The following is a 24,401-nucleotide window of genomic DNA, read 5'->3' as shown; positions in this document are numbered from 1 at the left end:
GCGAAGCCCGCTTCGCGAAGCTGTACCGGCCCCGTGGCCGCACGACAAAGGTTTCATGCGAAGTCCCTTCGCAGAAGAGCAAAAACCGGCCGTCCGCGACCGGTGATCAAAAGTTTCACGCGAAGTCCGTTTCGCGAAGAGCAAAAACCGGCCATCCATGGCCGGACTCTTAAAAGGCTTTCAAATTTCAGGATATCGACCCATGTCCAGCACCACCCTGAATCCGTCCGAGATCAGCGAACTGATCAAGAACCGCATCGAGCAGTTCAAGCTCGGCGCGGAGGCCCGCAACGAGGGCACGATCATCAGCGTGTCCGACGGCATCGTGCGCATCCACGGCCTGGCCGACGTGATGCAGGGCGAAATGATCGAACTGCCGGGCAACGCGATTGCGCTGGCGCTGAACCTGGAGCGCGACTCGGTCGGCGCCGTGGTGCTGGGCGAATACCAGCACCTGCGCGAGGGCGACGTCGCCAAGACCACCGGCCGCATCCTCGAGGTGCCGGTCGGCCCCGAGCTGCTCGGCCGCGTGGTCGACTCGCTGGGCAACCCGATCGACGGCAAGGGCCCGATCAACGCGAAGCTCAGCTCGGCGATCGAGAAGGTCGCGCCGGGCGTGGTGTGGCGCAAGTCGGTCGACCAGCCCGTGCAGACCGGCTACAAGTCGGTCGACTCGATGATCCCGATCGGCCGCGGCCAGCGCGAGCTGATCATCGGCGACCGCCAGACCGGCAAGACCGCGCTGGCGATCGACGCGATCATCAACCAGAAGGATTCGGGCATCTTCTCGATCTACGTCGCGATCGGCCAGAAGCGCTCGTCCATCGCGAACGTGGTGCGCAAGCTGGAAGAGAACGGCGCGCTGGCCAACACCATCGTGGTGGTCGCCTCCGCTTCCGAATCGGCCGCGCTGCAGTACATCGCGCCGTACGCCGGCTGCGCCATGGGCGAGTACTTCCGCGACCGCGGCCAGGACGCGCTGATCGTCTACGACGACCTCAGCAAGCAGGCCGTGGCCTATCGCCAGATCTCGCTGCTGCTGAAGCGCCCGCCGGGCCGCGAAGCCTACCCGGGCGACGTGTTCTATCTCCACTCGCGCCTGCTCGAGCGCGCCTCGCGCGTCAGCGAGGAGTACGTCGAGAAATTCACCAACGGCGAAGTGAAGGGCAAGACCGGTTCGCTGACCGCGCTGCCGATCATCGAGACCCAGGCCGGCGACGTGTCCGCGTTCGTGCCGACCAACGTGATCTCGATCACCGACGGCCAGATCTTCCTCGAGACCGACCTGTTCAACGCCGGCATCCGCCCGGCCGTGAACGCCGGCATCTCGGTGTCGCGCGTGGGCGGTTCGGCGCAGACCAAGATCGTGAAGAAGCTGTCCGGCGGCGTGAAGCTGGCGCTGGCGCAGTACCGCGAGCTGGCCGCGTTCGCGCAGTTCGCCTCCGACCTCGACCCGGCCACGCGCGCCCAGCTGGACCGCGGCCAGCGCGTCACCGAGCTGATGAAGCAGGCGCAGTACGCGCCGCTGTCGATCGCCGAGCTGGCGCTGTCGGTGTACGCGGCGGAGAAGGGCTACCTCGACGACCTGCCGGTGAACAAGGTGCTCCCGTTCGAGAAGGGCCTGCACGCCTTCATGCACCAGAACCACGGCGAGCTGATGAAGAAGATCGTCGCCACCGGCGACTGGAACAACGACATCGAAGCCACCTTCAAGGCCTCGCTGGACGAGTACAAGAAGACGGGTAGCTGGTAAGGAAGTCGGGAATCGGGATTTGGCAGAGCCGCGAACCCCGGCTTTTGCGTATCCCGAATCTCCCATCCCGAATCCCGGGCGAGCATAGCGAGCGAGACGAATGGCAAGCGGACGCGAAATCAAAACCAAGATCAAGAGCACGCAGAACATGCGCAAGGTGACGCGCGCGCTCGAGATGGTCTCGGCCTCGAAGATCCGCAAGGCGCAGGATCTGATGAAGGCCTCGCGTCCCTATGCGCGTTCCATGCGCAAGGTGATCGCGCACGTGGCGCAGGCCAGCACCGACTTCAAGCACCCGTTCCTGGTCGAGCGCGACAACGTGGCGCGGGTGGCCTACATCGTGGTGTCCACCGACCGCGGCCTGTGCGGCGGCCTGAACTCCAACATGTTCCGCCGCCTGCTGCCCGCGATCCAGGAATGGCAGGGCAAGGGCGTGCAGGTCGACGTGGTGGCGATCGGCCAGAAGGCGCTGCAGTTCTTCCGTCGCATCAAGGGCATCAACCTCGCCGGCAGCGTCACCCACCTCGGCGAGCGGCCGAAGCTGGAGCAGCTGATCGGCGTGATCAAGGTGGTGCTGGACGCGTATTCGGCGAACGGGCTGGACCGCGTGTTCCTGGCCTACAACGACTTCGTCAACACCATGACGCAGAAGCCCACCATCGACGCGCTGCTGCCGCTGCCGCTGGTGGCGGCCGAGCTGGAAGCGCACCAGGCGGCGGGCGAGTCCGCGTACGCCGGCATCAAGCTGGAGCAGGCCCACGACTGGGACTACATCTACGAGCCCGATGCGCAGACCGTGCTTGAGCACGTGCTGGGCCGCTACATCGAGTCGGTGGTGTACCAGGGCGTGCTGGAGAACCTCGCCAGCGAGCACGCCGCGCGCATGGTCGCGATGAAGAGCGCGTCGGACAACGCGAACAAGGTGATCGACACGCTGACGCTGGTCTACAACAAGACCCGCCAGGCGGCGATCACGCAGGAAATCAGCGAAATTGTGGGCGGAGCCGCTGCGGTCTGACCGCAGCAGGCTCTTCGAAAGAAATCTGGCGACGCATGGCGGCGCCGCAACAAACACTCAAAGATCCATCCGGAGCACATCCATGAGCCAGGGCAAAGTTGTTCAGATCATCGGCGCGGTCATCGACGTGGAGTTCGCGCGCGATCAGGTGCCGCAGGTGTACGACGCGCTGAAGATCGACGGCACCGACATCACGCTGGAAGTGCAGCAGGTGCTGGGCGACGGCGTGGTGCGCACCATCGCGCTGGGCTCCACCGAGGGCCTGAAGCGCGGCCTGCTCGCCCGCAACACCGGCGAAGGCATCAAGGTGCCGGTGGGCAACGCCACCCTGGGCCGCATCATGGACGTGCTCGGCAACCCGATCGACGAGGTCGGCCCGATCCAGGCCGAGGATCACTGGGTGATCCACCGCGAGGCTCCGTCGTATGCCGACCAGGCGCTGGCCAACGAGCTGCTGGAAACCGGCATCAAGGTGATCGATCTGGTCTGCCCGTTCGCCAAGGGCGGCAAGGTCGGCCTGTTCGGCGGCGCCGGCGTGGGCAAGACGGTGAACATGCTCGAGCTGATCAACAACATCGCGACCCAGCACGCGGGCCTGTCGGTGTTCGCCGGCGTGGGCGAGCGCACCCGCGAAGGCAACGACTTCTACCACGAGATGCAGGACGCCGGCGTCGTGAAGCTGGACAACCTGCCCGAGTCCAAGGTGGCGATGGTCTACGGCCAGATGAACGAGCCGCCGGGCAACCGCCTGCGCGTCGCGCTGACCGGCCTGACCATGGCCGAGTACTTCCGCGACCAGAAGGACGCGTCCGGCAAGGGCAAGGACGTGCTGTTCTTCGTGGACAACATCTACCGCTACACCCTGGCCGGCACCGAGGTGTCCGCGCTGCTCGGCCGCATGCCGTCCGCCGTGGGTTACCAGCCGACGCTGGCCGACGAGATGGGCGTGCTGCAGGAGCGCATCACCTCCACCAAGACCGGCTCGATCACCTCGATCCAGGCCGTGTACGTGCCCGCGGACGACCTGACCGACCCGTCGCCGGCCACCACGTTCGCGCACCTTGACTCCACCGTGACCCTGTCGCGCCAGATCGCCTCGCTGGGCATCTACCCGGCCGTGGACCCGCTGGACTCCACCAGCCGCCAGCTCGACCCGCAGGTCGTCGGCCAGGAGCACTACGACGTGGCCCGCCGCGTGCAGGGCATGCTGCAGCGCTACAAGGAACTGAAGGACATCATCGCGATCCTCGGCATGGACGAGCTGTCCGAAGAGGACAAGCAGGTGGTGGCGCGCGCCCGCAAGTGCGAGCGCTTCTTCAGCCAGCCGTTCCACGTGGCCGAGGTGTTCACCGGCGCGCCCGGCAAGTACGTGTCGCTGAAGGAAACCATCCGCGGCTTCAAGATGATCGTGGAAGGCGACGTCGACCACCTGCCGGAGCAGGCGTTCTACATGGTCGGCGGCATCGACGAGGCGATCAAGAAGGGCGAGGAGATGGGGGCCAAGAAAGCCGCGTAAGCGGCTTTCGCCAAGGCACGGGCAAGCTGGCGACAGTACTGCGATCCGGGCCTGCTTTTCTTCACCACTCCGTTTTCCGCGTACGCGACGAGTAAGCAACCATGACCACCATCCGAGTCGACATCGTCAGCGCCGAAGCCGAGATCTTCCACGGCGATGCGACGATGGTGATCGCCACCGGCGAGCTGGGCGAGCTGGGCATCACGCCGCGCCACGCGCCGCTGATCACCCGCCTGAAGCCGGGCCACGTCGACGTGGTGTCGGTCACCGGCGAGCGCCAGCAGTTCTACGTGTCCGGCGGCATCCTCGAGGTGCAGCCGCAGGTCGTCACCGTGCTGACCGACACCGCGATCCGCGCGGCCGACCTGGACGAAGCCGCCGCGCAGCGCGCGAAGAAGGAAGCGGAGGACGCGCTGGCGAACCGTACCGACGCGCTGGAAGTCTCCGAGGCCCAGGCCAAGCTGGCCCAGGCGATGGCCCAGTTGCAGGCGCTGGAACGGCTGCGCAAGAACCTCAAGCATTGATCTTTTGCGTTCGTCCCTGAACGCAGGGCGGAACCAGGAGGCGGCCATCCATGGCCGCACTCGGGATGAAGCGGTCGCTTCGACAGAGACAGGCATCGCCTCAGAGAACGCCGGCCCAGTGCCGGCGTTCCTGCATCCGGCATCCGTTTCCGCGTCGCTTCAAATTACACTTGTAATCTGATAGCGTCGCCTGCATCCGCCGCAAGGAGATGCATCGTGACGGCACGCATGGGAACGCTGCTGCCCGGCCTGCTTGTGCTGGGGCTGGCGGGCTGCGCCACGGTCGCCGCGCCGCCCGCCAGGGCGCCGAACGAGGGTTCGACCAGCTATCGCATGCTCGACGACGGCCACATGGCGCATTACCAGCTGGCCATGGGCGATACCGCTACGGGAGGGACGCCGTTCCGTCGCGTGGCGCCGGTCTATCCGCCGGAGCAGCTTGCCGCCTGCGCGCCGCTGCAGGAGGTGGACGTGAAGGTGATCGTGGACGAGGCGGGCAAGGTCGGCGACGTGCGCGGCATCCTCACCGACGACATGTCCGGCATGCCGCCCTGGCCGGCGTTCTTCGCCGCCGTGCGCACGGCCGTGCTGCAGTGGCAGTTCAACCCGCTGCGCATCAACCACTGGGCCGCCGATGCGGACGGCAACAGCCACGAGGTGGACAGCGCCACCAGGCCGTTCAGCCTGATGTACGCGTTCCGCTTCGAATGCCGCGCCGGCAAGGCGACGGTGTCGTCCGTGCCGGCGCAACGCTGAGCTCGCGCTGCACCGCCATCCTCCTGCCATGCCCGGGTCCGGGACCGGACCGGACGAACTGATAGACTTTCCCGCCATGTCAGGTCAAGGCAGACACGCATGAGCCACGCCCCGCTGCACGTCATCGTCCTCGCCGCCGGCGCCGGCACCCGGATGAAGTCCGCCCGCCCCAAGGTGCTGATGCCGCTGGCCGGCCGCCCGTTGCTGGCGCATGTGCTGGACACCGCGCGCTCGCTGCAGCCCGATGCGCTGCACGTGGTCTACGGCCACGGCGGCGACCAGGTGCGGGCGGCGTTCGCGGATCAGGAGGACCTGCACTGGGTGCTGCAGGCCGAGCGCCTCGGCACCGGCCACGCGGTGGAGCAGGCGCTGCCCGGCGTGGCCGACGATGCCCAGGTGCTGGTGCTGTACGGCGACGTGCCGCTGACCCGAGCCGAAACCCTGCAGAAGCTGGCCGCGGTGGAAGGCGGCTTCGGCCTGCTGGCGGTCCGCCTCGCCGACCCGCGCGGCTATGGCCGCGTGCTGCGCGACGGCAACGGACATGTGCGCACGGTGGTCGAGGAGAAGGACGCCAGCGACGAGCAGCGTGTGATCGACCTGGTCAACACCGGCATCCTGGTCGCCCCGGCGCAGGCGTTGCGCGGCTGGATCGGCAAGCTCGACCGCAACAACGCGCAGGGCGAGTACTACCTCACCGACATCTTCGCGATGGCCGCGGCCGAGAAGCGTCCGGCGCTCAGCGTGGAATGCGACGACCCGGTGGAGGCCTCCGGCGCGAACGACGCCGTGCAGCTCGCGCAACTGGAGGCCGAGCATCGCCGGCGTGCGGTGCGCGCGCTGCAGCTCGCCGGCGTGCGCGTGGCCGACCCCGCGCGGCTGGACGTGCGCGGCGAGGTCTGCACCGGCTGCGACGTGGAGCTGGACATCGACGTGATCCTCGAAGGCGAGGTGAGCTTCGGCGACGACGTGCGCGTGGGCCCGTTCACCCGGCTCAAGGACGTGCGGCTCGCCGCCGGCACCGTGGTGCTGGCGCACTGCGACCTGGATGGCGTGGTCACCCACGGCCCCTGCACCATCGGCCCGTTCGCGCGGCTGCGCCCCGGCACCGAACTCGATGCCGGCGTGCACGTGGGCAACTTTGTCGAGACCAAGAAGACCCACATCGGCGAGGGCAGCAAGGCCAATCACCTCAGCTACCTCGGCGACACCGTGATCGGCCGCGGCGTCAACGTGGGCGCAGGCACCATCACCTGCAACTACGACGGCGTGAACAAGTTCGTCACGCACATCGAGGACGGCGCTTTCATCGGCTCCAACAGCGCGCTGGTGGCGCCGGTGACGATAGGCGAGCGGGCCACCATCGGCGCCGGTTCCGTGATCACCCGCGACGCCCCCGCCAACGAACTCACCGTGGCGCGCGGCCGCCAGCTCACGCTGGCGGGCTGGCAGCGGCCGACCAAGGCGCCGAAGTGATCGCGCCGCCGGCTCAGGCGTAGCGCCAGCCGTCCAGTTCCACCAGCAGCTCGCTGCGGCAGACGTCGCCCTGCAGCAGCAGCACCGGCACGCCGGGCAGTCGCTGCTGCAGCAGCTCGCGCACGCGCGGTGCGTCGGCGGGGTGGCGCACGTAGGCCTTCAGCGGGGCGTGGGTGTCGAAGCCGGCGGGCATGCCCGCGCTGGCCAGCAGCGCTTCCAGGTTCACCAGGATTTCCTGCAGCTGGGCGGCGAGGTCGCCCTCGTGCGCGGACGCATGGCCCACCACGGCGGCGGTGCCGGAAATCGCCAGCGCATCCCCCGCGGGCAGCGTCATCGCGCGGGCGAAACCGGGCGAGGTGCGGCCGTACTGGCGCGGGTAGCGCCACGCGCTGACCTGGCGCGGGTTCTCCACCGCGGTGCCGGCATGTGGGCCGGCCAGCAGGTAGATCTGCAGCAGGTGCGGATCGCCGTGGTGGCCGATCGCGGTCGCGGCGGGGTAGCCGTCGGCGAACCAGTCGCCGCAGCCTTCGGCGCGGCCGTCGCAGAACAGCTTGTAGCGCTCGGCGTCGCCATGGCCCGCGTTGATCGCGGCCTGGTAGTTCCAGATGCGCAGCACGCGATGTTCGGCGCGCCCGCGTATGAAGTCGCGCAACTGCGCATAGGCCTCGCGGGCAGCGCCGGCGGGGCCGCCGTGCTCGCGTTCGTCCAGTTCGACCGCGGCGAACAGCCAGCCGCCGCCGGCCGACCAGCGCAGCGCGCCATCGCGGCCGTGCTGCACCGCGTCGTCGACCTGCCAGGCTTCCAGCGGCGCGGGCGCATCCAGCGCTTCCAGCGGCACGCGCAGCCAGCGCGGATCGTCCGGGTCGGAGGCGGCATGGCCGAAGCCGAACACCGCCAGCGTGCCAGGTTCGGCCAGCAGGGCGGCGGCATCGTTCAAGCGGTAGGAGATGCGCGGGGCGCGCGCCGGGCCGGGTTCGACCCACCTGCTTTCACAACCCTCAGTCATACTTGCAACCGGGAAAGACAAGGACGCCATGTTACACTCCGCGGCCGCAAATTCCTGTCCAGACCGACGCTTCGCGAGCTTTCACGCACATGGCCGAATTGACTGCCGCCCAGCACGAGCTGGCCACCCTGATCGTGGAAAGCCTGAACCTCGAAGCGGTCGATCCGGCCACGCTCGACCCGGACGCGCCGCTGTTCGGCGGCGAGCTGGGGCTGGATTCCATCGACGCGCTGGAGATCGCGCTGGCGGTGTCCAGGCACTACGGCTTCCAGTTGCGCTCGGACCACCCCGACAACAAGCACATCTTCGCCAGCCTGCGCGAGCTCAGCGCTTTCGTCGAAGCGCACCGCGCGCCCGGCTGAGCCCGCCGTGACGCCATGAGCGAGGCCTTGCACTGGCGCCAGCAGCGCGAAGGCGGCGGTCGCTTCGCCATCTGGCTGATCCGCACGCTGGCGCTGCTCGGCGGCCGGCGCTTCGGCCGCCTGCTGCTGTATCCGGTGACGCTGTACTTCTTCCTGCGCCGCGGTACCGAGCGGCGCGCCTCGCGGCAATACCTCGCGCGCGTGTTCGGGCGCCCGCCCGGCGTGGGGGAGATGCTGCGCCAGTTTCACGCCTTTGCCGCCACCTCGCTGGACCGGATCTACCTGCTGGCCCACGGCGAGCGCGGCTTCCGCATCGAGATCGAGGGGCTGCCGGAACTGGAACGCCGCATCGCCGAGGGGCGTGGCGTGCTGCTGGTTGGTTCGCACCAGGGCAGCTTCGAGGCGCTGCGCGCGCTCAGTGCGCGGCGCCCCGACGCGACGCTGCGCGTGGTGCTGGACAAGGGCAAGACGCCGGCCATGACCGAGCTGCTGGAAGAGCTGGCGCCGGACGTGGGCGCGGCGGTGATCGATGCCTCGCAAGGTGGCGCCAGCGTGGTGCTGGCCGCGGCCGAGGCCTGCCGCCAGGGCGCGATGGTGGCCTTGCTGGCCGATCGGGCCGGCGAGCAGGAGGCGCAGCGCACGGTGGAATTCCTCGGCGCGCCGGCGCCGCTGCCGGTGGGGCCGTGGCTGCTGGCGAACGCGCTGCAGGTGCCGGTGCTGCTGTGCTTCGGCCTGTACCTGGGCGGCAATCGCTACCGGCTGGTGTTCGAACCGTTCGCCGAACGGGTGGCGATCCCGCGCGACAGCCGCGGCCCGGCGCTGGACGCGCTGCTGGCGCGCTACGCCGCCCGGCTGGAGCACTACGTGCGGGCATTGCCGTACAACTGGTTCAACTTCCACGATTTCTGGCAGCCGGCGCCCGCCGCCGACACCGGCGCGCACGCAGCGCACCGCCGCGACGCGGAGTGAGGCGCCGCGCTCAGCGCGTGCCGTGCATGGGCGCAAGCGCGGGGCTGCCTTCCGGCGCACTGTCGATCACCCGCGGCGCGGTGTGCGAACGCCGGTAGCTGCGCGCCACCCGGCCGTAGTGCAGCACGCGGCCTATGGTGTAGGCGGTGATGCGCAAGGTGTCGCGCACCGGCAGCAGGTGGCTGTGCCGCGCGGTGGCCGGGTAGCGCGAGGCGATCGGCACCGCGACCACGCCCATGCCCAGCTCGCGCGACGCGGCGATCAGGATCGCCGCCTCGAACACGAAATCCTCGGCGGGCAGGTCGGCCAGGTCCAGCGCGGCGCGCGGATACCAGCGCTGGCCGCTCTGCGTGTCCGCCACCGGCTGGCCGCAACCCCAGGAGATGCCCCAGTCCGCGAACGCATTCGCGCGGCGGCGCGCCTTGGGCTGCTGCGCCTTGTCCAGCAGGCGCGCGCCTATCACCAGCTGGCCGGGACAGGCGGCCGCAGCGGCCACGATGCGGGGGATGTCGGCGGCCAGGTGCTGGCCGTCGCCGTCCATGGTCAGCACCGCCTCGTAACCCTGGCGCAGCGCCTCGCGGAAGCCGTCGCGCAAGGCCTGCCCCTTGCCGAGGCGCTGCGTGTGGCGCAGCAACGTCACCGGCAGCGTGGCGAGGATGGCGGGCGTGCGGTCGTCCGAGCCGTCGTCGACCACGATCACCGGCGCGCCCAGCGCGAGTACCGATTCGACCACGCCGCGTATCGCCCGCTCCTCGTTGAGGCAGGGGATCAGCACGCACCAGCGGGGCAGGGCAGCGTTCAGGCGATGCGCTCCACGTCGACCAGCAGATCCAGTGCGGGGGCGATGGCGAGGCGGCAGCGGCCACCGTTCCCGGCCAGCGGCGCGAGCAGCTCCAGCGCGACACCCGCGGGATTGCCCTGCGCTTCGGCAACGAGCGTAGCCGGCAGCGGCGTGGATGCAGCGTGATTGGTCGAGGTCTGCAGCCGCAGCGTGGCCAGCGTGGTCGCGCCGGCTTCCGGCGCCAGCAGCAGGGCGCAGCCGAAGGCGTGGGTGCAGGCGGTCATCTCCAGCAGCGGGCCGTGTCCGGCGATGTCGTAGCACGCCAGCAGCACCGGGCGCCGCTCGGCCAGCGCCTGGGTCGCCGCTTCCAGCAGCGCGGCGCCGAACGTGCGGGCGCCCGCGCAGACCGCGCTGGACGGCGCGCGGCAACCGGTGGCGATGGTCCAGTATCCGGCCGGCGCGTTGTGCACGGAATGGTGGAAGCGGGTGGGCGACAACTCGGCCGCCGCGCACCGGAAAGCGTGCGGCTGGCGGTGGAAGTGGCCGGCCAGGCGCTGGCGATGAGCGGACGCGACCCGACCACGCTGGCCTGCGTGTTCGCCTCCGCCCACGGCGACCACAGGCCGATGCCTTCGACGTGCAGCTGCAGCGCGTTCATGCGGCGCGTCCGAAGATCAGGCAGGCGTTGTTGCCGCCGAAACCGAAGGAATTGCTCAGCGCCACGTCGACCTGCCGCGATTCGCCTTCCCACGCGAATTGCGGGCCGCAGGCCGGATCGGGCGTGGCGGCGCCGAGGTTGCCGGGCACGAAGCCGTGCTCGATCGCCTGCAGCGCGATCGTCGCTTCCACGATGCCCGCCGCGCCCAGGGTGTGGCCGGTGTAGCCCTTGGTGGAGCTGGCGCGGGCGTGCGCGGGAAAGCGGCGCCCCACCAGCGCGGCCTCCATCGCGTCGTTCTGCCGGCTGGCGGTGCCGTGCAGGTTCACGTAGTCGACCCGGGCCGCGTCCAGCCCCGCGCGGGCCAGCGCCGCGTCCAGCGCGAGTTCGGCGCCATGGCCGTCGGGATGCGGCGAGGACATGTGCCAGGCGTCGCTGGCCTCGCCGTAGCCGAGCAGGCGCGGGGCGTCGGGCGCGGCGTCCAAGCGCTCCAGCAGCGCGAAGCCGGCCGCCTCGCCGATCGAGATGCCGTCGCGGTTCGCGTCGAACGGCCGGCAGCCGGCGGGCGCGATCAGCTCCAGCGCGTTGAAGCCGAACAGCACGTTGTCGCAGAGGCTGTCCACGCCGCCCACCACGGCGGCGTCGGCCAGGCCCAGCGCGAGCAGGCGCGCCGCGCTGGCGAACACCTTGGCGCTGGACGAGCAGGCGGTGGAGATCGTGAGGCATGGCCCTTCCAGCCCCAGCGCGGCCGCGGCGAACGCAGTCAGCGAGTCGGGCGCGTGCAGGGCGGGGCGGCGCAGGTCGACAGGGAAGCGGCCGTCGGCGTCGAGCCGGCGATACGCCTCCTCGGTGGTGCCGATGCTGGCGGTGGAGGTGCCGAGCAGCAGCGCCACGCGATGTGCGCCGTAGCGGGCGCGTGCGGCGTGCACGCGGTCGAGGAAGCCGTCCTGTTGCAGGCCCAGCCAGGCGAGGCGGTTGTTGCGGCAATCCCAGTTGGCGAGCCCGGCGGGCAGGGCGACGGCTTCCACGCCGTCCACGCGGCCGATCCAGCCCAGCCGCGGCGCGCTGCCGAAATCGTTGGGGCGCAGGCCGCCGCGGCCGTGCCGCAGCGCGTCGTGCTGCGCCGCCAATCCGCAGCCCAGCGCGGAGGAGACGGTGCAGGCGCCGATCGCCAGTGGAGTCATGGGTGTCCTCATCGTTGATGCAGCCTAGCGAGCGTTTTTCGCGCTGCCTAGCCTGTATTCCGGCAGTGATGCGGGGTGTTCAGCGGCGCTTCGCGGTCGGCGACGGACCCGCGCGGCTCCTCGCCGCAGCGGCGACGGCGGCCACTCTTGCTAAGCTCGCGTCGATCACGACGGAGCAGCACCGATGAGCGAGCAAGCCGACCGGGCCGAAACCTTCCTGCGCGAACTGCAGGACCGCATCTGCACCGAGCTGGAGCGGCTGGACGGCGGCGCGCGTTTCGTCGAGGACGCGTGGACGCGCCCGGCGGGCGGCGGCGGGCGTACCCGCGTGCTGCGCGACGGCGCGCTGTTCGAGCAGGCGGGCGTGAACTTCTCGCGCGTCTCCGGCCACCAGTTGCCGCCCAGCGCCACCGCGCACCGCCCCGACCTGGCCGGCGGCAGCTTCATCGCCACCGGCGTGTCGCTGGTGCTGCACCCGAAGAACCCCTACGTGCCGACCACGCACGCCAACGTGCGCTACTTCGAGGCCAGCAAGGAGGGCGTGGAACCGGTGTGGTGGTTCGGCGGCGGTTTCGACCTCACCCCGTACTACCCCTTCGACGAGGACGCGGTGCACTGGCACACGGTGGCGCGCGACCTGTGCGCGCCGTTCGGCGCGGAGGTCTACCCGCGCTACAAGAAATGGTGCGACGAGTACTTCCATCTCAAGCACCGTGGCGAGACCCGCGGCGTGGGCGGCCTGTTCTACGACGACCTCAACGAAGGCGGCTTCGAACGCTGCCTCGATTTCACCCGGGCCGTGGGCCAGGGTTTCCTCGACGCCTACCTGCCGGTCGCGGCGCGGCGGCGCGACACGCCGTATGGCGAGCGCGAGCGCGAATTCCAGCTGTACCGGCGCGGCCGCTACGTGGAGTTCAACCTGGTCTACGACCGCGGCACGCTGTTCGGGCTGCAGTCGGGCGGGCGCACGGAATCGATCCTGATGAGCCTGCCGCCGCGGGTGCGTTTCGAGTATGCCTACGCGCCCGAACCCGGCTCGGCCGAGGCGCGGCTGGCGGAATACCTCAAGCCGCGGGAGTGGGTGTAGGCCGCGTGGCCGTGCCGCTCACAGGATGCCCTTCACGCCCGCCCCGAACGCGGTGATCAGCCGCGTGTAGATCAGCTTCGGCGAAACCGCCACGTCGGGGAAGTCGCCCACCGGCGTGTAGCATTCCTTGAATTTCGGGTTGTCGGGGGCCAGCGGAGCGCAGCCGGGCTTGATCTCGTAGCTCGTCGCGTAGCGGAACGGCCACAGGTCGAACAGCGGCAGCCGCGAGGAGACGTCGGCGATGCCCTCGCTGATGTCGCCCAGGACGGGGATGGTGGGCTCGGTGCGGGCGATGACCCAGGCGTTCTGCGGCAGCGTGTCCTCGAGGATCGAGTCGCGCACCGCGTCGGCGAAGCGCGGGTCGTAGACGATCACCCCGGCCTCGGTGTTGTAGTGGTCCGAGCGCGGGTCGAAGTTGTGCGAGCCGACCATCGCGAAGCGGCCGTCCACCACCATGGATTTGGCGTGCAGGCTGTAGCGGCGGCCGCTGCTGCGCAGCGGCGCGGGCCGGTTGCGCTTGCCGCTGCTGCCGAACAGGCCGGGGCGGCGCTCGTTGCCGGGGAAACGCCCGCGCTTCTTGCCGCCGTGGACGATGGGCTGGCCGGTGGGGCCGGCGTCCTGGTCCTCGTTGGCCTCTTCCCAGTCTTCCTCGGCGCTTTCGGCGTGCGGTTTCAGTTCGTGGATCTGGAAGCCGTACTCGGTGAGGTAGCGCAGGCGGTGCTTGTAGGAGAGTGCGTAGACCGCGAACGCATCGGTGGCCGCCAGCGAGTTGGTGGAAACGATGATGCGGGGCGGCGGATCTGCCTTGTGCAGGCGCTTGAACAGGTTCTGCGCGCGCGTGCTCAGCACCAGGTAGGGCGTCTGCAGCACCACTTCCTGCTTCGCCCCGGCGAGCATGCGCATCAGGCGGGCGGTGAGTTCGAGGGCGTCGCGCTTGTGCGGTTCGTCGGTCTTGGCCGGCAGGTCGCTGAAATAGTTCACCTGGCTCACGCGCAGGGTGTCGTCGCCGATCCACGCGGCCAGCCAGTCGGGATCCTCCGCATCGGCCTGCACGCGCGCCACCCGCGCCGGATCGGTGTAGTGCGGCGCGGGCCAGCCGGGCGGCGCCGTGTCGCTGCGGATGCGCCGGTTGACGTCGCGCAGGCGGATCAGCGGCACGGAACGCTTGTGGTTCCAGAACAGCGCGAAGCTCTCGGCCATCTCCCGGCCCACCGGGCCGCCGGCCATCACGTCGCGGTCCACGTAGTCGAAGTCGGGGTCCCAGTTGAAATAGCGGTTCTGGTAGTTGCGCCCGCCGGTGATGCCGATGGCGTCGTCCACCAGCAGCAGCTTGTTGTGCATGCGCTGGTTGAACTTCATGAAGCAGCACGCGATGCCGGCGGCGAATTCCAGCGGCGGCGTCTGCGCGTTGTGGAAGGTGGGGTTGTACAGCTTCACCTGCAGGTTGGGGCTGGCCCGGGCGAGGCGGTCGAGCAGGTCGACGTCGCCGAACGAGAACAGCTGGTCGGCGAGGATGCGCACTTGCACCCCGCGCCGCGCGGCCTGCACCAGTTCGTTGAGCACCAGCTGGCCGATGTCGTCCTCGTCCCAGATGTAGGTCTGCACGTCGATGCTGTGCTGCGCCGCGCGGATCAGGCTGATGCGCGCCGCCAGCGCGGCCTCGCTGTCGTCGAGCAGGGCGACGGTGTTGACCGGCTGCGCGGGCGTGGATTCGGCGATCGCCTGCTGCGCGGCTTCGAGCAGGGGCGAGGGCGTGGCGCAGTGGTCGGCCTGGTGGCAGGTGTCCTCGCGGCCGGGACTGGCGGCGACGATGGCGCCGGCCTCGCGGATCTGGGCGCGGCTCAGCGTGCAGCCTTGCAGCAGCGCGACGAGCAGCAGGATGGGGAGCAGTAGCCAGCGGGGCGACATGGACGGTGGCATGGGCGGGGCATCGTGCCCCGGGAGGGGCCGCGTTGGGACAGCCTCCGGGGCCTTCCGTTCCGTCGCCCGCGCGCCGTTGCCGCGGGATCGGCGGATCAGGGCGACCAGAACGCGTCCAGCCGCGCGCTGGCGGGCTCCAGCGGGCCGTTGAGGTGCAGCACCGCCAGTCCCGCCGGCGGCATGCCGCGGAATTCGTCGGAACGGCCCTCCACCAGCAGGGCCACCAGCCGTTCGATGCCGGGGTTGTGGCCCACCAGCATCACCGTTCCGGCGTCGGCGTGCTGGTCCAGCAGGGCCAGCAGTTCGCCGGGCGTGGCGTCGTAGATCTCGCCGGCCTGCTGCAGCGGCGGCGGGTCGGCCAGCGCGGCCAGCGCCAGCTGCGCGGTCTCCTCGGCGCGCCGGGCGGGCGAGCACAGCGCGCGCAGCGGGCGCGCCCCGTGTTTGGCCAGCCACGCGCCGGCGTCTTGCGCCTCGCGCCGGCCGTGTTCGCTCAGCGGGCGCTGGTGATCGTTGCCGTGGCCTTCGGCGGGCACCGCCTCGGCGTGGCGCAGCAGGATCAGTTCGTGCATGGATGGAAGACTCCGGTGAAAGGTGGGCGCGGCGCGCTCAGGCGGCGTGGCGCTTGATCCAGCGCAGCAGCGGTTTCCAGTCCTCCTGGTGGTTGCGCACCTGTTCGGACTGGTAATCGAAGATGCCCTTGCCCAGCGCGGTGAGCAGCACGTAGGCCTGGCTGTCGCGCAACTGGGCGACCACCGGGAACGGCGATTCGGCGGCCAGCCGCTCCACCGCCTCCTGGCTGGCGCGGGTCCACGGCTTGAGGCGGTTCGCCACCAGCGCCACCGGCAGCTTGCCGGTGCGGATGCGCTTGATCGCCTGCAGCTCGTCCAGGAAGTGGGTGGTGGCGTCGAGGTCGAAGCTGGACGGCAGCACCGGCACCAGCAGCACCGTGGCCTCCTCGATGTAGGGCTCGAGCTCGCGCTCGCCGGAGCCGGCCGCGGTGTCGATCAGCAGCTGCCGGGTGTCCGGGGGCACCCGCTGCAGCGCCTTGCGGCCGCCTTCCAGACCCAGCACGCCCGGTACGTTGTCGGGGCGCCGCCCGGCCCAGCGGTAGCTGGAACCCTGGCGGTCGGCGTCCACGATGGCGGTGTTCTGGCCGGCCTGTGCCCAGTGCGACGCCAGCTGCGTCACCAGCGTGCTCTTGCCGCAACCGCCCTTGCTGCTTGCCACCAGCGTCGTAAGCATGGGTCGCCCCGTTCCGCGAAGGTGGGCCAAGCCTAACCGGTGTTCCCGGTCATGGGGAGTGTGCCGGAGCGGGAGCGGCCTGCCCGGCCTCCGGGGCCGGCGGCTGCCAGCTACCCGGCGCGGTGACGGAGACGCCGCTGGCGCGCAGCACCGCGATCATCTGGCTCATCTCGGTGCCGCCCTGTTTCGCGGTGGCCAGCAGCCGCTGCGCCAGGGCGGGATCGTCCTGGGCGCGCAGCGCCAGCTGCGAGTAGTTCTGCACCTGCCAGATCAGGTTGCGCCGCTGCTCGTGCGCGCCGGCCTGTTCCGCCGGGTCGCCCAGCACTTCGCGCAGGTGCAGGCCCAGCGATTGCGCGAGCGGGCTGGAGCCCAGTTCCAGCAGCTTGCCCAGCTTGCGGCAGTCGGCCTTGAGCGCGTCGTCGTCGCCCGCGTTGTCGCAGGTCTGCGCCACCACCGGCAGCGCGGGCCGCGGCTGCATGCGGGCGTTGCCGAGCACGATCAGCGCCTGCACGCCCAGCGGGCCGCCCGCGCCCTGCGTGGCCGGCGGGGGCGGCAGCGCGTCCACCACCTCGGCCAGCGCCGCCAGGCTGCTGCCGGTGTAGTCGTCGTAGGTCCTGGCGTCCGCGGCTTTCGCCAGGTCCGCGCGCGCGCCCTCGGTCTTCATGTTGCGGGTGTCCGTGCCCAGCTTGAGCAGCCACACCGCGGCGTTGTCCGGCGCCAGCTCGGTGAGCTTGCGCAGCGCGCCGGCGTTCGGGCAGGCGTCGCCCTTGGGGTCGCAGTCGGCCAGGCGCATCCACTGCACGGCGGGGCCGGCGTCGCTGGCCGCGGCGGCGCGGCTGATCAGCGCGTGGAAGCTGCCGGTCCTGGGCTGCTGCGGCAGCGGGCGGGCAAGCAGCGCGGCGCCCAGCAGCGGCTGCGCGGTGGCGCGCAACGCCAGCACGCTGACCAGGTCGTGCTGGAACGCCTGCAGCGCCTGCTCGCGGGCATTACCGGCGGCGGGCTCGGCCATGGGCGTGGCGGCGCGCGCCGCGGGTGCGGCGATCAACGCCAGGGTGCCGGCAAGGGCGAGGCTATGCCATCCGCGCATGGGGTGCTCCATCGATAACGGAGGCGCCAGCTTAGCGGCGCCCCGTTGAGGATGCTCTGAACGCCGACTGAGCCTGCGCGCGCCGGCGGCGGCCACGGTTGCTAGGATGAGGCCCGTTCGCGCGCCCGGCGCGCTCCACAGCACAGGGGCCGGAGGACATGCAGTGAATCATTTTTCCAGTTTCGCCGAGGGCGCGCCCTGGTTCGCCGGCTGGGGCACGCTGGCGCTGATCAACGCGGGGCTGGCGCAAGGCAAGAACCGCAGCGGGCTGCTGTGGTTCCTGCTCTCGGTGCCGTTCGGGCCGCTGGCGACGCTGGCGCTGGTGCTGCTGCCGAAGCAGCGGGCGAAGATGTTCTAGAGCCGGGGCGGGGATTCGGCGCGCGGCGTTGCCCGGTTCCGCCCCTTATTCGCCCAGCGCCTCGCGCATGAACTCCGGCTGGGCCAGCGCGCCCTTGTGGATCTCGGCGTTGTAGTAGCGGGTAGCGAAGTTCTTGCTGAGCGCGCCGCGCTCGCGGAAGCCGCTGAGGTCGCCGCCCTTGCGCGCCATGGTGCAGCTCCACCAGCCGGTGGGGTAGCAGGGTTGCGGGAAGGGCAGGGTCTTCACGGCGTTGAAGCCGGCGGTGCGCATCGCGGCGCGCATCGACTTGATCAGCTCCAGGTGCGCCAGCGGCGATTCGCTCTGCTGCACCAGCAGGCCGCCGTGGCGCAGCGCCTTGAAGCAGCTCGCGTAGAACGCGGCGTTGAACAGGCCTTCGGCGGGGCCCACCGGATCGGTGGAATCCACGATCACCAGGTCGATCGACTCCGGCTCGGCCTCGGCCATGTACTTGATGCCGTCGATGAACAGCAGCTCGGCGCGCGGGTCGCCGTTCGACTCGCACAGCTCGGGGAAGTATTCCTCGGCGAGGCGGGTCACGCGCTCGTCGATCTCCACCTGCACGGCGTGCTCCACTTCCTCGTGCTTGAGCACCTCGCGCAGCGTGCCGCAGTCGCCGCCGCCGATGATCACCACGCGCTTGGCGCGCGCATGGGTGAACAGCGCGGGGTGGGTCATCATCTCGTGGTAGAGGAAGTTGTCGCGGGTGGTGAGCATCACGCAGCCGTCGATCACCATCAGCTTGCCCCAGTCCGTGGTCTGGTGGATCTCGATGGTCTGGAACGGCGTCTTCTCCGCGTGCAGCAGTTGCTCGGTACGGAAGCCGATGGAGGAGCCGGAAGCCTGGTGGGCCTCGGTGAACCAGCTGATCTGCTGCGACATGGGTGTTCCTGGCGGATGGGCGCGTGACAAGGCCGGTCATTGTAGCCGAGCTGTCGCGAATGGGCTGTTACAATGGCCTTTCCGGTGCGCGATGCGCCCCGGCCGGCATGATCGGCCCCGCGGCGTGCGAGGCTTCCGGCCCATCGTGCTTCCCCGCGTCAAGGCTCGCCGCTGCGACGACATGCCTTCCCGCAAGGAGACCCCCCATGTCGAAGCCCTGGACCGTCGCTGACGCCCGCCACACCTACGCCGTTGCCCACTGGGGCGACGGCTACGTCGATGTCAACGAGGCCGGCGAGATCGCGGTGCGTCCGCAGGGCGCGCGCGGCCCGGCGCTGTCGCTGCCGGCCATCGTCGAGCGCGCCCGCGCCGAAGGCCTGCGCCTGCCGCTGCTGGTGCGCTTCCCGGACATCCTCGCCGACCGCCTGGCCCGGCTGCAGGCCGCGTTCGCCAAGGCCATCGCCGAGTGGAGCTACGGCGCCGGCTACACCGCCATCTACCCGATCAAGGTGAACCAGCAGCGCGGCGTGGCCGGCGAGCTGGTGGCCGCGGGCACCGAGGGCTTCGGCCTGGAGGCCGGCTCCAAGCCCGAACTGATGGCGGTGCTGGCGATGGCCCGGCCCGGCTCCATCGTGGTCTGCAACGGCTACAAGGACCGCGAATACATCCGCCTCGCGCTGATCGGCAAGAAGCTCGGCCTGCGCGTGCACATCGTGATCGAGAAGCTCTCCGAGCTGGACCACGTGTTCGCCGAGGCGAAGGCGCTGGACGTGGAGCCGCTGCTCGGCGTGCGCGTGCGCCTCGCCTCCATCGGCGCCGGCAAGTGGCAGAACACCGGCGGCGACAAGGGCAAGTTCGGCCTGTCGCCCGCGCAGGTGCTCACCCTCATCGGGCGGCTGGACAAGGCCGGGCTCAAGCACGCGCTGAAGCTGCAGCACTTCCACATGGGCTCGCAGATCTCCAACGTGCGCGACATCGCCAACGGCATGCGCGAGGCCACGCGCTATTTCGTCGAGCTCACCCGCATGGGCGTGCCGCTGGAGATCGTGGACGTGGGCGGCGGCCTGGGCGTGGATTACGAAGGCTCTCGCTCGCGCAGCCACAACTCGATCAACTATTCGATCGAGCAGTACGCCGCCACCATCGTGCAGTCGCTGGCCGAGGCGGTGGAGGCGGAAGGCCTGAAGGCCCCGCACATCCTCACCGAGGCCGGCCGCGCGATGACCGCGCACCACGCCGTGCTGGTGGTCAACGTGAGCGAGGTGGAGGAGGTGCCGCAGGGCGCGATCTCCGCCCCGCGCGACGACGAGCCGGCCGTGCTGCGCCGCCTGCGCGAGGTGCACGCCGAACTCGACCAGCGCCCCGCGCTGGAACTGTTCCACGAGGCCCAGCACCACCTTGCCGAAGGCCAGGCGCTGTACGCGCTGGGCCAGCTCGCGCTGACCGACCGCGCGCGGCTGGACGAGATGTACTACGCCATCGCCAACGCGGTGCGCGCGCGCCTGCTGCCCGGCGAACGCTCGCATCGCGCCGCGCTGGACGAGCTGGACGAGAAGCTGGTGGACAAGTACTTCGTCAACTTCTCGGTGTTCGAATCGGTGCCCGACATCTGGGCGATCGAGCAGATCTTCCCGATCGCGCCGATCGCGCGGCTGGACGAGCAGCCCACGCGGCGCGGCGCGATCGTCGACCTCACCTGCGACTCTGACGGCCGCATCGACCACTACGTCGACGCCGAGGGCGTGGACGTCTCGCTGCCGCTGCACGCGCTGAAGCACGGCGAGAGCTACCGCCTCGGCATCTTCATGGTGGGCGCCTACCAGGAGACGCTCGGCGACATCCACAACCTGTTCGGCGACACCGATGCAGTGAACGTGCGCGTAGCCGGCGACTCGCATGTCTTTGCGCACAAGCGCCGCGGCGACACCACCGACCTGATGCTGGACTACGTGGGCTACGACCTCGCCGTGCTGCGCGCCAGCTACCGCGAGCGCATCGCCGCCGCGGGGATCGCGGGCGATGCGGCGGAGCAGTTGTACCGCGCGCTGGACGGTGGCCTCACCGCCTATACCTACCTCGCCGAGGAAGGTTGAGCCGCCGCGTTTCCTCCCGCGTGCGGGAGAGAAGGATCTTGCGTCGCACTAAAGCCCGATAGTGCAGTCATACCTGTTCCCTACAATGCGATTTCCCCCACAAGGAGCAGCATCATGAGCAGTCTCGACGGCAAGGTGGCCCTCATCACCGGCGCGGCCAGCGGCATCGGCAAGGCGATCGCGGAGCTGTACGCGAAGCAGGGCGCCAAGGTGGCGATCTGCGACATCAACCAGCAGGCGGCGGATGCGGCGGCGGCCGAGATCAACGCCGCGGGCGGCAAGGCCATCGGCATCGCGATGGACGTCACCGACGAGGCCGCGGTGGATGCGGGCACCGACAAGGTGGTCGCCACCTTCGGCGCGCTGGACATCCTGATCTCCAACGCAGGCGTGCAGATCATCAACCCGATCGACCAGTTCAGCTACGCCGACTGGAAGAAGATGCTGGCGATCCACCTCGACGGCGGCTTCCTCACCACCCGCGCCGCGCTGCGCCACATGTACCAGGGCAACCGCGGCGGCATCGTGATCTACATGGGCTCGGTGCATTCGCACGAAGCGTCCAAGCTCAAGGCGCCCTACGTGGCGGCCAAGCACGGCCTGCTGGGCCTGGCGCGCACGCTGGCGAAGGAAGGCGCCGAGCACAACGTGCGCTCGCACGTGATCTGCCCCGGCTTCGTGCGCACGCCGCTGGTGGAGAAGCAGATTCCCGAGCAGGCCAGGGAGCTGGGCATCAGCGAGGCCGACGTGATCAAGAACGTGATGCTGAAGGACACCGTGGACGGCGTGTTCACCACGGTCGACGACATCGCGCAGACCGCGCTCTACCTCGCCACCTTCCCGTCGGCCGCGCTGACCGGGCAGAGCTTCGTGGTGAGCCACGGCTGGTACATGCAGTAAGCCGCGTTTTCCCGCGCCATACCCGCTGCGTGCGCCGGACGGCGCACGCCCGCCGCAGCGCCACGAGGAAACGCCCATGAAGATCGCCGACGTGAAGGCGAACGCCTTCGCCATGCCGCTGACCAGCCCGGCCTTCCCGCCGGGACCGTACCGCTTCGTCAACCGCGAGTTCCTGGTCGTCACCTACCGCACCGACCCCGACGCACTGCGCGCGGTGGTGCCCGAGCCGCTCGAAGTCGCCGAGCCGCTGGTCAGGTACGAATTCATCCGCATGCCGGACTCCACCGGCTTCGGCGACTACACCGAATCCGGCCAGGTGATCCCGGTGAGCTTCCGCGGCGAGCGCGGCGGCTACGTGCACTCGATGTACCTCGACGACCATCCGCCGATCGCCGGCGGCCGCGAGCTGTGGGGCTTCCCGAAGAAACTCGCCAGCCCGGTGCTGGAAACCGAGATCGACACCCTGGTCGGCACGCTGGATTACGGCAAGGTGCGCGTGGCCAAGGCCACCATGGGCTTCAAGCATCGCGCGGCGGACCATGCCGCCGTGCTCGCCGGCCTCGCCGCGCCGAACTACCTGCTGAAGATCATCCCGCACGTGGACGGCACGCCGCGCATCTGCGAGCTGGTCCGCTACTTCACCAGCAACGTCGCGCTCAAGGGCGCCTGGACCGGGCCGGCCTCGCTGGAGCTGCACCCGCACGCGCTGGCGCCGGTGGCCGACCTGCCGGTGCTCAAGGTGGAATCGGCCGTGCACTACATCACCGACCTCACGCTGGAACTGGGCACGGTGGTGCACGATTACCTGGCGGAGGGTTGAGCGCATGGCTGGCGGAAAGAACAGGACGGCCGCGCCGACGCTTGCCGAGGCGGTCGGGCAGACTTACCCGATCGTCGCGCTGGTGCTGCAGGGCGGCGGTGCGCTGGGCGCCTACCAGGCAGGCGTGTACCAGGCGATGGCCGAGGCTGGCGTGCACCCCAACTGGATCGCCGGCATCTCGATCGGCGCGCTGAATGCGGCGATCATCGCCGGCAATCCGCCGGAGAAGCGCGTCGAGCGCCTGCAGGAATTCTGGAGCACGATCTGCCAGTCGGCGCTGCTGCCGGCGCTCCCGGCCCTTCCCGCGTTCGACAGCTCGGACTGGCCGGTGCCCGTGCAGAACGGCTTCAGCGCATGGGCGGCGTGGCGGGCGCTGACCGAGGGGCAGGCGGGTTTCTTCGTGCCGCGCATGCCGCCGCCCTTCCTGCAGTCGCATCCGGCCCCGGTCACGGCGAGCTGGTACGAGACGGCGCCGCTGCGCGCGACGCTGGAGCGGCTGGCGGATTTCGACCGCATCAACGATGCGCGCGCCATGCGCGTCTCGGTGGGCGCGGTGAACGTGCGCACCGGCAACTTCGCCTATTTCGACAATACGCAGGGGCCGCTGCGCGCCGAGCACTTCATGGCCTCCGGTGCGCTGCCGCCCGGCTTTCCCGCCGTGGAGATCGGCGGCGAGTACTACTGGGACGGCGGCATGGTCTCCAACACGCCGCTGTACAAGGTCCTGACCGGACGGAGCAGCAGCGACGCGCTGATCTTCCAGGTCGATCTGTGGAGCGCGCAGGGACCGCTGCCGCGCGACATGGGCGGCGTCGCCGAGCGCAGCAAGGACATCCAGTATTCCAGCCGCACCCGCATGATCACCGAGTACATGCGCCTGATGCAGGAACAGCAGCGCCTGCTGCACGACCTGATGGCGCTGGTGCCGGCCGCGCGCCGCGGCGACCCCGCCTACCGCCGCGCCGAGGCGGCCGCGTCCTGCGCGCGCACCAACCTGATCCACCTGATCTACCGCGACAAGCCGTACGAAGGCCATTACAAGGATTTCGAGTTCAGCATCGGCAGCATGCAGGAACACTGGCACAGCGGCCTCGCGGACATGCACCACACGCTGTCGCACCCGCAGTGGCTGGAACCGCCGGGCCCGGCGCGCCCGTTCGTCACCCACGACGTGCACCGGGGTGGGGAAGGCGTCTGAGCGTTCGCCCGCGCCGTGGCCGTCGCCGCGGCGCGCGGCCGGCTAGTCCCGGTGCACCTGCAGGCCGGCCGCCGACTGGCTCACCGGCATGATTTCCAGGCGCGTGATGTCCAGGTGCGGCGGCAGGTTGGCGATCCACCAGATCGTGTCGGCGATGTCGCCGGCGGCGATCGGGTGGGCGCCGGCGTAGAGCTTCTCGGAAGCCGCCTTGTCGCCGCTGGTGCGCACCAGGGTGAATTCGGTTTCGGCCATGCCCGGCTCGATCGAGGTGACGCGCACGCCGGTGCCGTGCAGGTCCGTGCGCAGGTTCTGCGAGAACTGGGTGACGAAGGCCTTGGTGCCGCCGTAGACGTTGCCGCCGCGGTAGGGGTAGCTGCCCGCGATCGAGCTGATGTTGACGATGGCGCCGCGGCGTTCGATCAGCCCCGGCAGCAGCAGATGGGTCATCGTCGCCAGCGCGGTCACGTTGGTGTCGATCATCTGCTTCCACTGCGCGAGATCGGCCTGCTGCGCCGGCGCGGTGCCCAGCGCCAGGCCGGCATTGTTCACCAGCAGGTCGATGCCGGCGAAGTCCGCCGGCAGGCCGGTGACCGCGGCGCGCATGGCGTCTTCGTCGCGGACGTCGAACGCCGCCGTGTGCAGCTTGCCGGCGCCGTGCCGGTCCGCCAGTTGCTGCAGGCGTTCGGCGCGGCGGCCGCTGGCGATCACCCGCCAGCCGCCGGCCACGAAGCGGTCCACGGTGGCGGCGCCGAAACCGGCGGTGGCGCCGGTGATCCAGGCGGTCTTGACGGTCATGATG

Annotated in this window: 24 protein-coding genes; 14 read left to right on the top strand and 10 right to left on the bottom strand. The window is 70.1% G+C overall.

Annotated elements, in window-relative coordinates:
* Window positions 1-202 precede the first annotated feature (202 nt).
* The 6 genes from atpA (at window position 203) to glmU (ending at window position 7,040) form a co-directional block, all read left to right on the top strand.
* Window positions 203-1,753 carry a F0F1 ATP synthase subunit alpha gene (gene atpA, locus PCA_RS16535; RefSeq protein WP_181303715.1) on the top strand — a complete coding sequence of 517 codons (1,551 nt, stop codon included), beginning with the start codon at window positions 203-205 and terminating at the stop codon, window positions 1,751-1,753.
* A 100-nt stretch (window positions 1,754-1,853) separates the two neighbouring features.
* Window positions 1,854-2,771: a F0F1 ATP synthase subunit gamma gene (atpG, locus tag PCA_RS16530; RefSeq protein WP_181303714.1), complete on the top strand. Its 918-nt coding sequence runs from the start codon at window positions 1,854-1,856 to the stop codon at window positions 2,769-2,771.
* Between the two features lie 82 nt (window positions 2,772-2,853).
* Window positions 2,854-4,287, top strand: a complete 1,434-nt coding sequence (gene atpD / locus PCA_RS16525; RefSeq protein ID WP_181303713.1) for a F0F1 ATP synthase subunit beta — start codon at window positions 2,854-2,856, stop codon at window positions 4,285-4,287.
* 101 nt (window positions 4,288-4,388) lie between these two features.
* On the top strand, window positions 4,389-4,811 hold the full coding sequence (locus PCA_RS16520) for a F0F1 ATP synthase subunit epsilon (protein ID WP_181303712.1): 423 nt from the start codon (window positions 4,389-4,391) through the stop codon (window positions 4,809-4,811).
* Between the two features lie 216 nt (window positions 4,812-5,027).
* Window positions 5,028-5,567, top strand: coding sequence for a hypothetical protein (locus PCA_RS16515; RefSeq protein ID WP_343204527.1), 540 nt, complete (start codon window positions 5,028-5,030; stop codon window positions 5,565-5,567).
* A 99-nt stretch (window positions 5,568-5,666) separates the two neighbouring features.
* Window positions 5,667-7,040, top strand: a complete 1,374-nt coding sequence (gene glmU, locus PCA_RS16510; protein ID WP_181303711.1) for a bifunctional UDP-N-acetylglucosamine diphosphorylase/glucosamine-1-phosphate N-acetyltransferase GlmU — start codon at window positions 5,667-5,669, stop codon at window positions 7,038-7,040.
* A gap of 13 nt (window positions 7,041-7,053) precedes the next feature.
* On the opposite strand, the gene PCA_RS16505 is transcribed toward glmU, so the two are convergent.
* Complete coding sequence (locus PCA_RS16505; protein ID WP_181303710.1) at window positions 7,054-8,046, bottom strand: pteridine-dependent deoxygenase; 993 nt, start codon at window positions 8,044-8,046, stop codon at window positions 7,054-7,056.
* 89 nt (window positions 8,047-8,135) lie between these two features.
* Between PCA_RS16505 and PCA_RS16500 the strand changes: the two genes are divergently transcribed.
* Both PCA_RS16500 and PCA_RS16495 read left to right on the top strand, forming a co-directional pair.
* Window positions 8,136-8,408, top strand: a complete 273-nt coding sequence (locus tag PCA_RS16500) for a phosphopantetheine-binding protein (RefSeq protein WP_181303709.1) — start codon at window positions 8,136-8,138, stop codon at window positions 8,406-8,408.
* 15 nt (window positions 8,409-8,423) lie between these two features.
* Window positions 8,424-9,377, top strand: coding sequence for an acyltransferase (locus PCA_RS16495; protein WP_181303708.1), 954 nt, complete (start codon window positions 8,424-8,426; stop codon window positions 9,375-9,377).
* A gap of 10 nt (window positions 9,378-9,387) precedes the next feature.
* Here PCA_RS16495 and PCA_RS16490 read toward each other — a convergent pair whose 3' ends face one another.
* From PCA_RS16490 to PCA_RS16480, 3 genes are all read right to left on the bottom strand, one after another.
* Window positions 9,388-10,179, bottom strand: coding sequence for a glycosyltransferase family 2 protein (locus tag PCA_RS16490; RefSeq protein ID WP_181303742.1), 792 nt, complete (start codon window positions 10,177-10,179; stop codon window positions 9,388-9,390).
* Window positions 10,176-10,655, bottom strand: coding sequence for a beta-ketoacyl synthase chain length factor (locus PCA_RS16485; RefSeq protein WP_255436926.1), 480 nt, complete (start codon window positions 10,653-10,655; stop codon window positions 10,176-10,178). The genes PCA_RS16490 and PCA_RS16485 overlap by 4 nt, the downstream gene beginning before the upstream one ends.
* A gap of 157 nt (window positions 10,656-10,812) precedes the next feature.
* Window positions 10,813-11,997: a beta-ketoacyl-ACP synthase gene (locus PCA_RS16480; RefSeq protein ID WP_219918896.1), complete on the bottom strand. Its 1,185-nt coding sequence runs from the start codon at window positions 11,995-11,997 to the stop codon at window positions 10,813-10,815.
* A gap of 184 nt (window positions 11,998-12,181) precedes the next feature.
* On the opposite strand from PCA_RS16480, the gene hemF reads away from it, so the two are divergent.
* Entirely contained in the window at window positions 12,182-13,084 is a 903-nt protein-coding gene (gene hemF, locus PCA_RS16475) for an oxygen-dependent coproporphyrinogen oxidase (protein WP_181303705.1), read from the top strand.
* An 18-nt stretch (window positions 13,085-13,102) separates the two neighbouring features.
* Here the strand turns inward: hemF and PCA_RS16470 are convergent, their stop codons facing one another.
* From PCA_RS16470 to PCA_RS16455, 4 genes are all read right to left on the bottom strand, one after another.
* Window positions 13,103-14,992, bottom strand: coding sequence for a phospholipase D family protein (locus PCA_RS16470; protein WP_181303741.1), 1,890 nt, complete (start codon window positions 14,990-14,992; stop codon window positions 13,103-13,105).
* A gap of 107 nt (window positions 14,993-15,099) precedes the next feature.
* Window positions 15,100-15,573 (bottom strand): histidine phosphatase family protein, encoded by a 474-nt coding sequence (locus PCA_RS16465; protein WP_181303704.1) that lies wholly within the window; start codon window positions 15,571-15,573, stop codon window positions 15,100-15,102.
* Between the two features lie 37 nt (window positions 15,574-15,610).
* The gene (locus PCA_RS16460; protein WP_181303703.1) at window positions 15,611-16,246 is read right to left on the bottom strand and encodes a ParA family protein; all 636 of its coding nucleotides are present in this window, start codon (window positions 16,244-16,246) and stop codon (window positions 15,611-15,613) included.
* A 49-nt stretch (window positions 16,247-16,295) separates the two neighbouring features.
* Window positions 16,296-17,333 carry a hypothetical protein gene (locus tag PCA_RS16455; protein ID WP_181303702.1) on the bottom strand — a complete coding sequence of 346 codons (1,038 nt, stop codon included), beginning with the start codon at window positions 17,331-17,333 and terminating at the stop codon, window positions 16,296-16,298.
* Window positions 17,334-17,496: 163 nt separating this feature from the next.
* Here PCA_RS16455 and PCA_RS17725 point away from each other — a divergent pair, with 163 nt between their 5' ends.
* Window positions 17,497-17,691 (top strand): antitermination protein NusB, encoded by a 195-nt coding sequence (locus PCA_RS17725; RefSeq protein ID WP_181303701.1) that lies wholly within the window; start codon window positions 17,497-17,499, stop codon window positions 17,689-17,691.
* Window positions 17,692-17,736: 45 nt separating this feature from the next.
* Here PCA_RS17725 and speE read toward each other — a convergent pair whose 3' ends face one another.
* Window positions 17,737-18,591, bottom strand: a complete 855-nt coding sequence (gene speE, locus PCA_RS16445; protein WP_181303700.1) for a polyamine aminopropyltransferase — start codon at window positions 18,589-18,591, stop codon at window positions 17,737-17,739.
* Window positions 18,592-18,797: 206 nt separating this feature from the next.
* On the opposite strand from speE, the gene speA reads away from it, so the two are divergent.
* The 4 genes from speA to PCA_RS16425 all read left to right on the top strand — a co-directional run bounded on the left by speA (window position 18,798) and on the right by PCA_RS16425 (window position 23,602).
* Complete coding sequence (gene speA / locus PCA_RS16440) at window positions 18,798-20,684, top strand: arginine decarboxylase (RefSeq protein ID WP_181303699.1); 1,887 nt, start codon at window positions 18,798-18,800, stop codon at window positions 20,682-20,684.
* A gap of 114 nt (window positions 20,685-20,798) precedes the next feature.
* Entirely contained in the window at window positions 20,799-21,584 is a 786-nt protein-coding gene (locus tag PCA_RS16435; RefSeq protein WP_181303698.1) for a 3-hydroxybutyrate dehydrogenase, read from the top strand.
* Between the two features lie 76 nt (window positions 21,585-21,660).
* Window positions 21,661-22,404, top strand: a complete 744-nt coding sequence (locus tag PCA_RS16430; RefSeq protein WP_181303697.1) for an acetoacetate decarboxylase — start codon at window positions 21,661-21,663, stop codon at window positions 22,402-22,404.
* A gap of 4 nt (window positions 22,405-22,408) precedes the next feature.
* Complete coding sequence (locus tag PCA_RS16425; protein ID WP_181303696.1) at window positions 22,409-23,602, top strand: patatin-like phospholipase family protein; 1,194 nt, start codon at window positions 22,409-22,411, stop codon at window positions 23,600-23,602.
* Window positions 23,603-23,644: 42 nt separating this feature from the next.
* On the opposite strand, the gene PCA_RS16420 is transcribed toward PCA_RS16425, so the two are convergent.
* Window positions 23,645-24,397, bottom strand: coding sequence for an SDR family NAD(P)-dependent oxidoreductase (locus tag PCA_RS16420; RefSeq protein WP_181303695.1), 753 nt, complete (start codon window positions 24,395-24,397; stop codon window positions 23,645-23,647).
* Window positions 24,398-24,401: the final 4 nt, after the last annotated feature.

Source organism: Rhodanobacter sp. PCA2 (genome assembly GCF_013620825.1).
GTDB lineage: Bacteria > Pseudomonadota > Gammaproteobacteria > Xanthomonadales > Rhodanobacteraceae > Rhodanobacter_A.
Note: the sequence above shows the minus strand (reverse complement) of the source record. Positions and strands in the feature narration are given on the sequence as shown.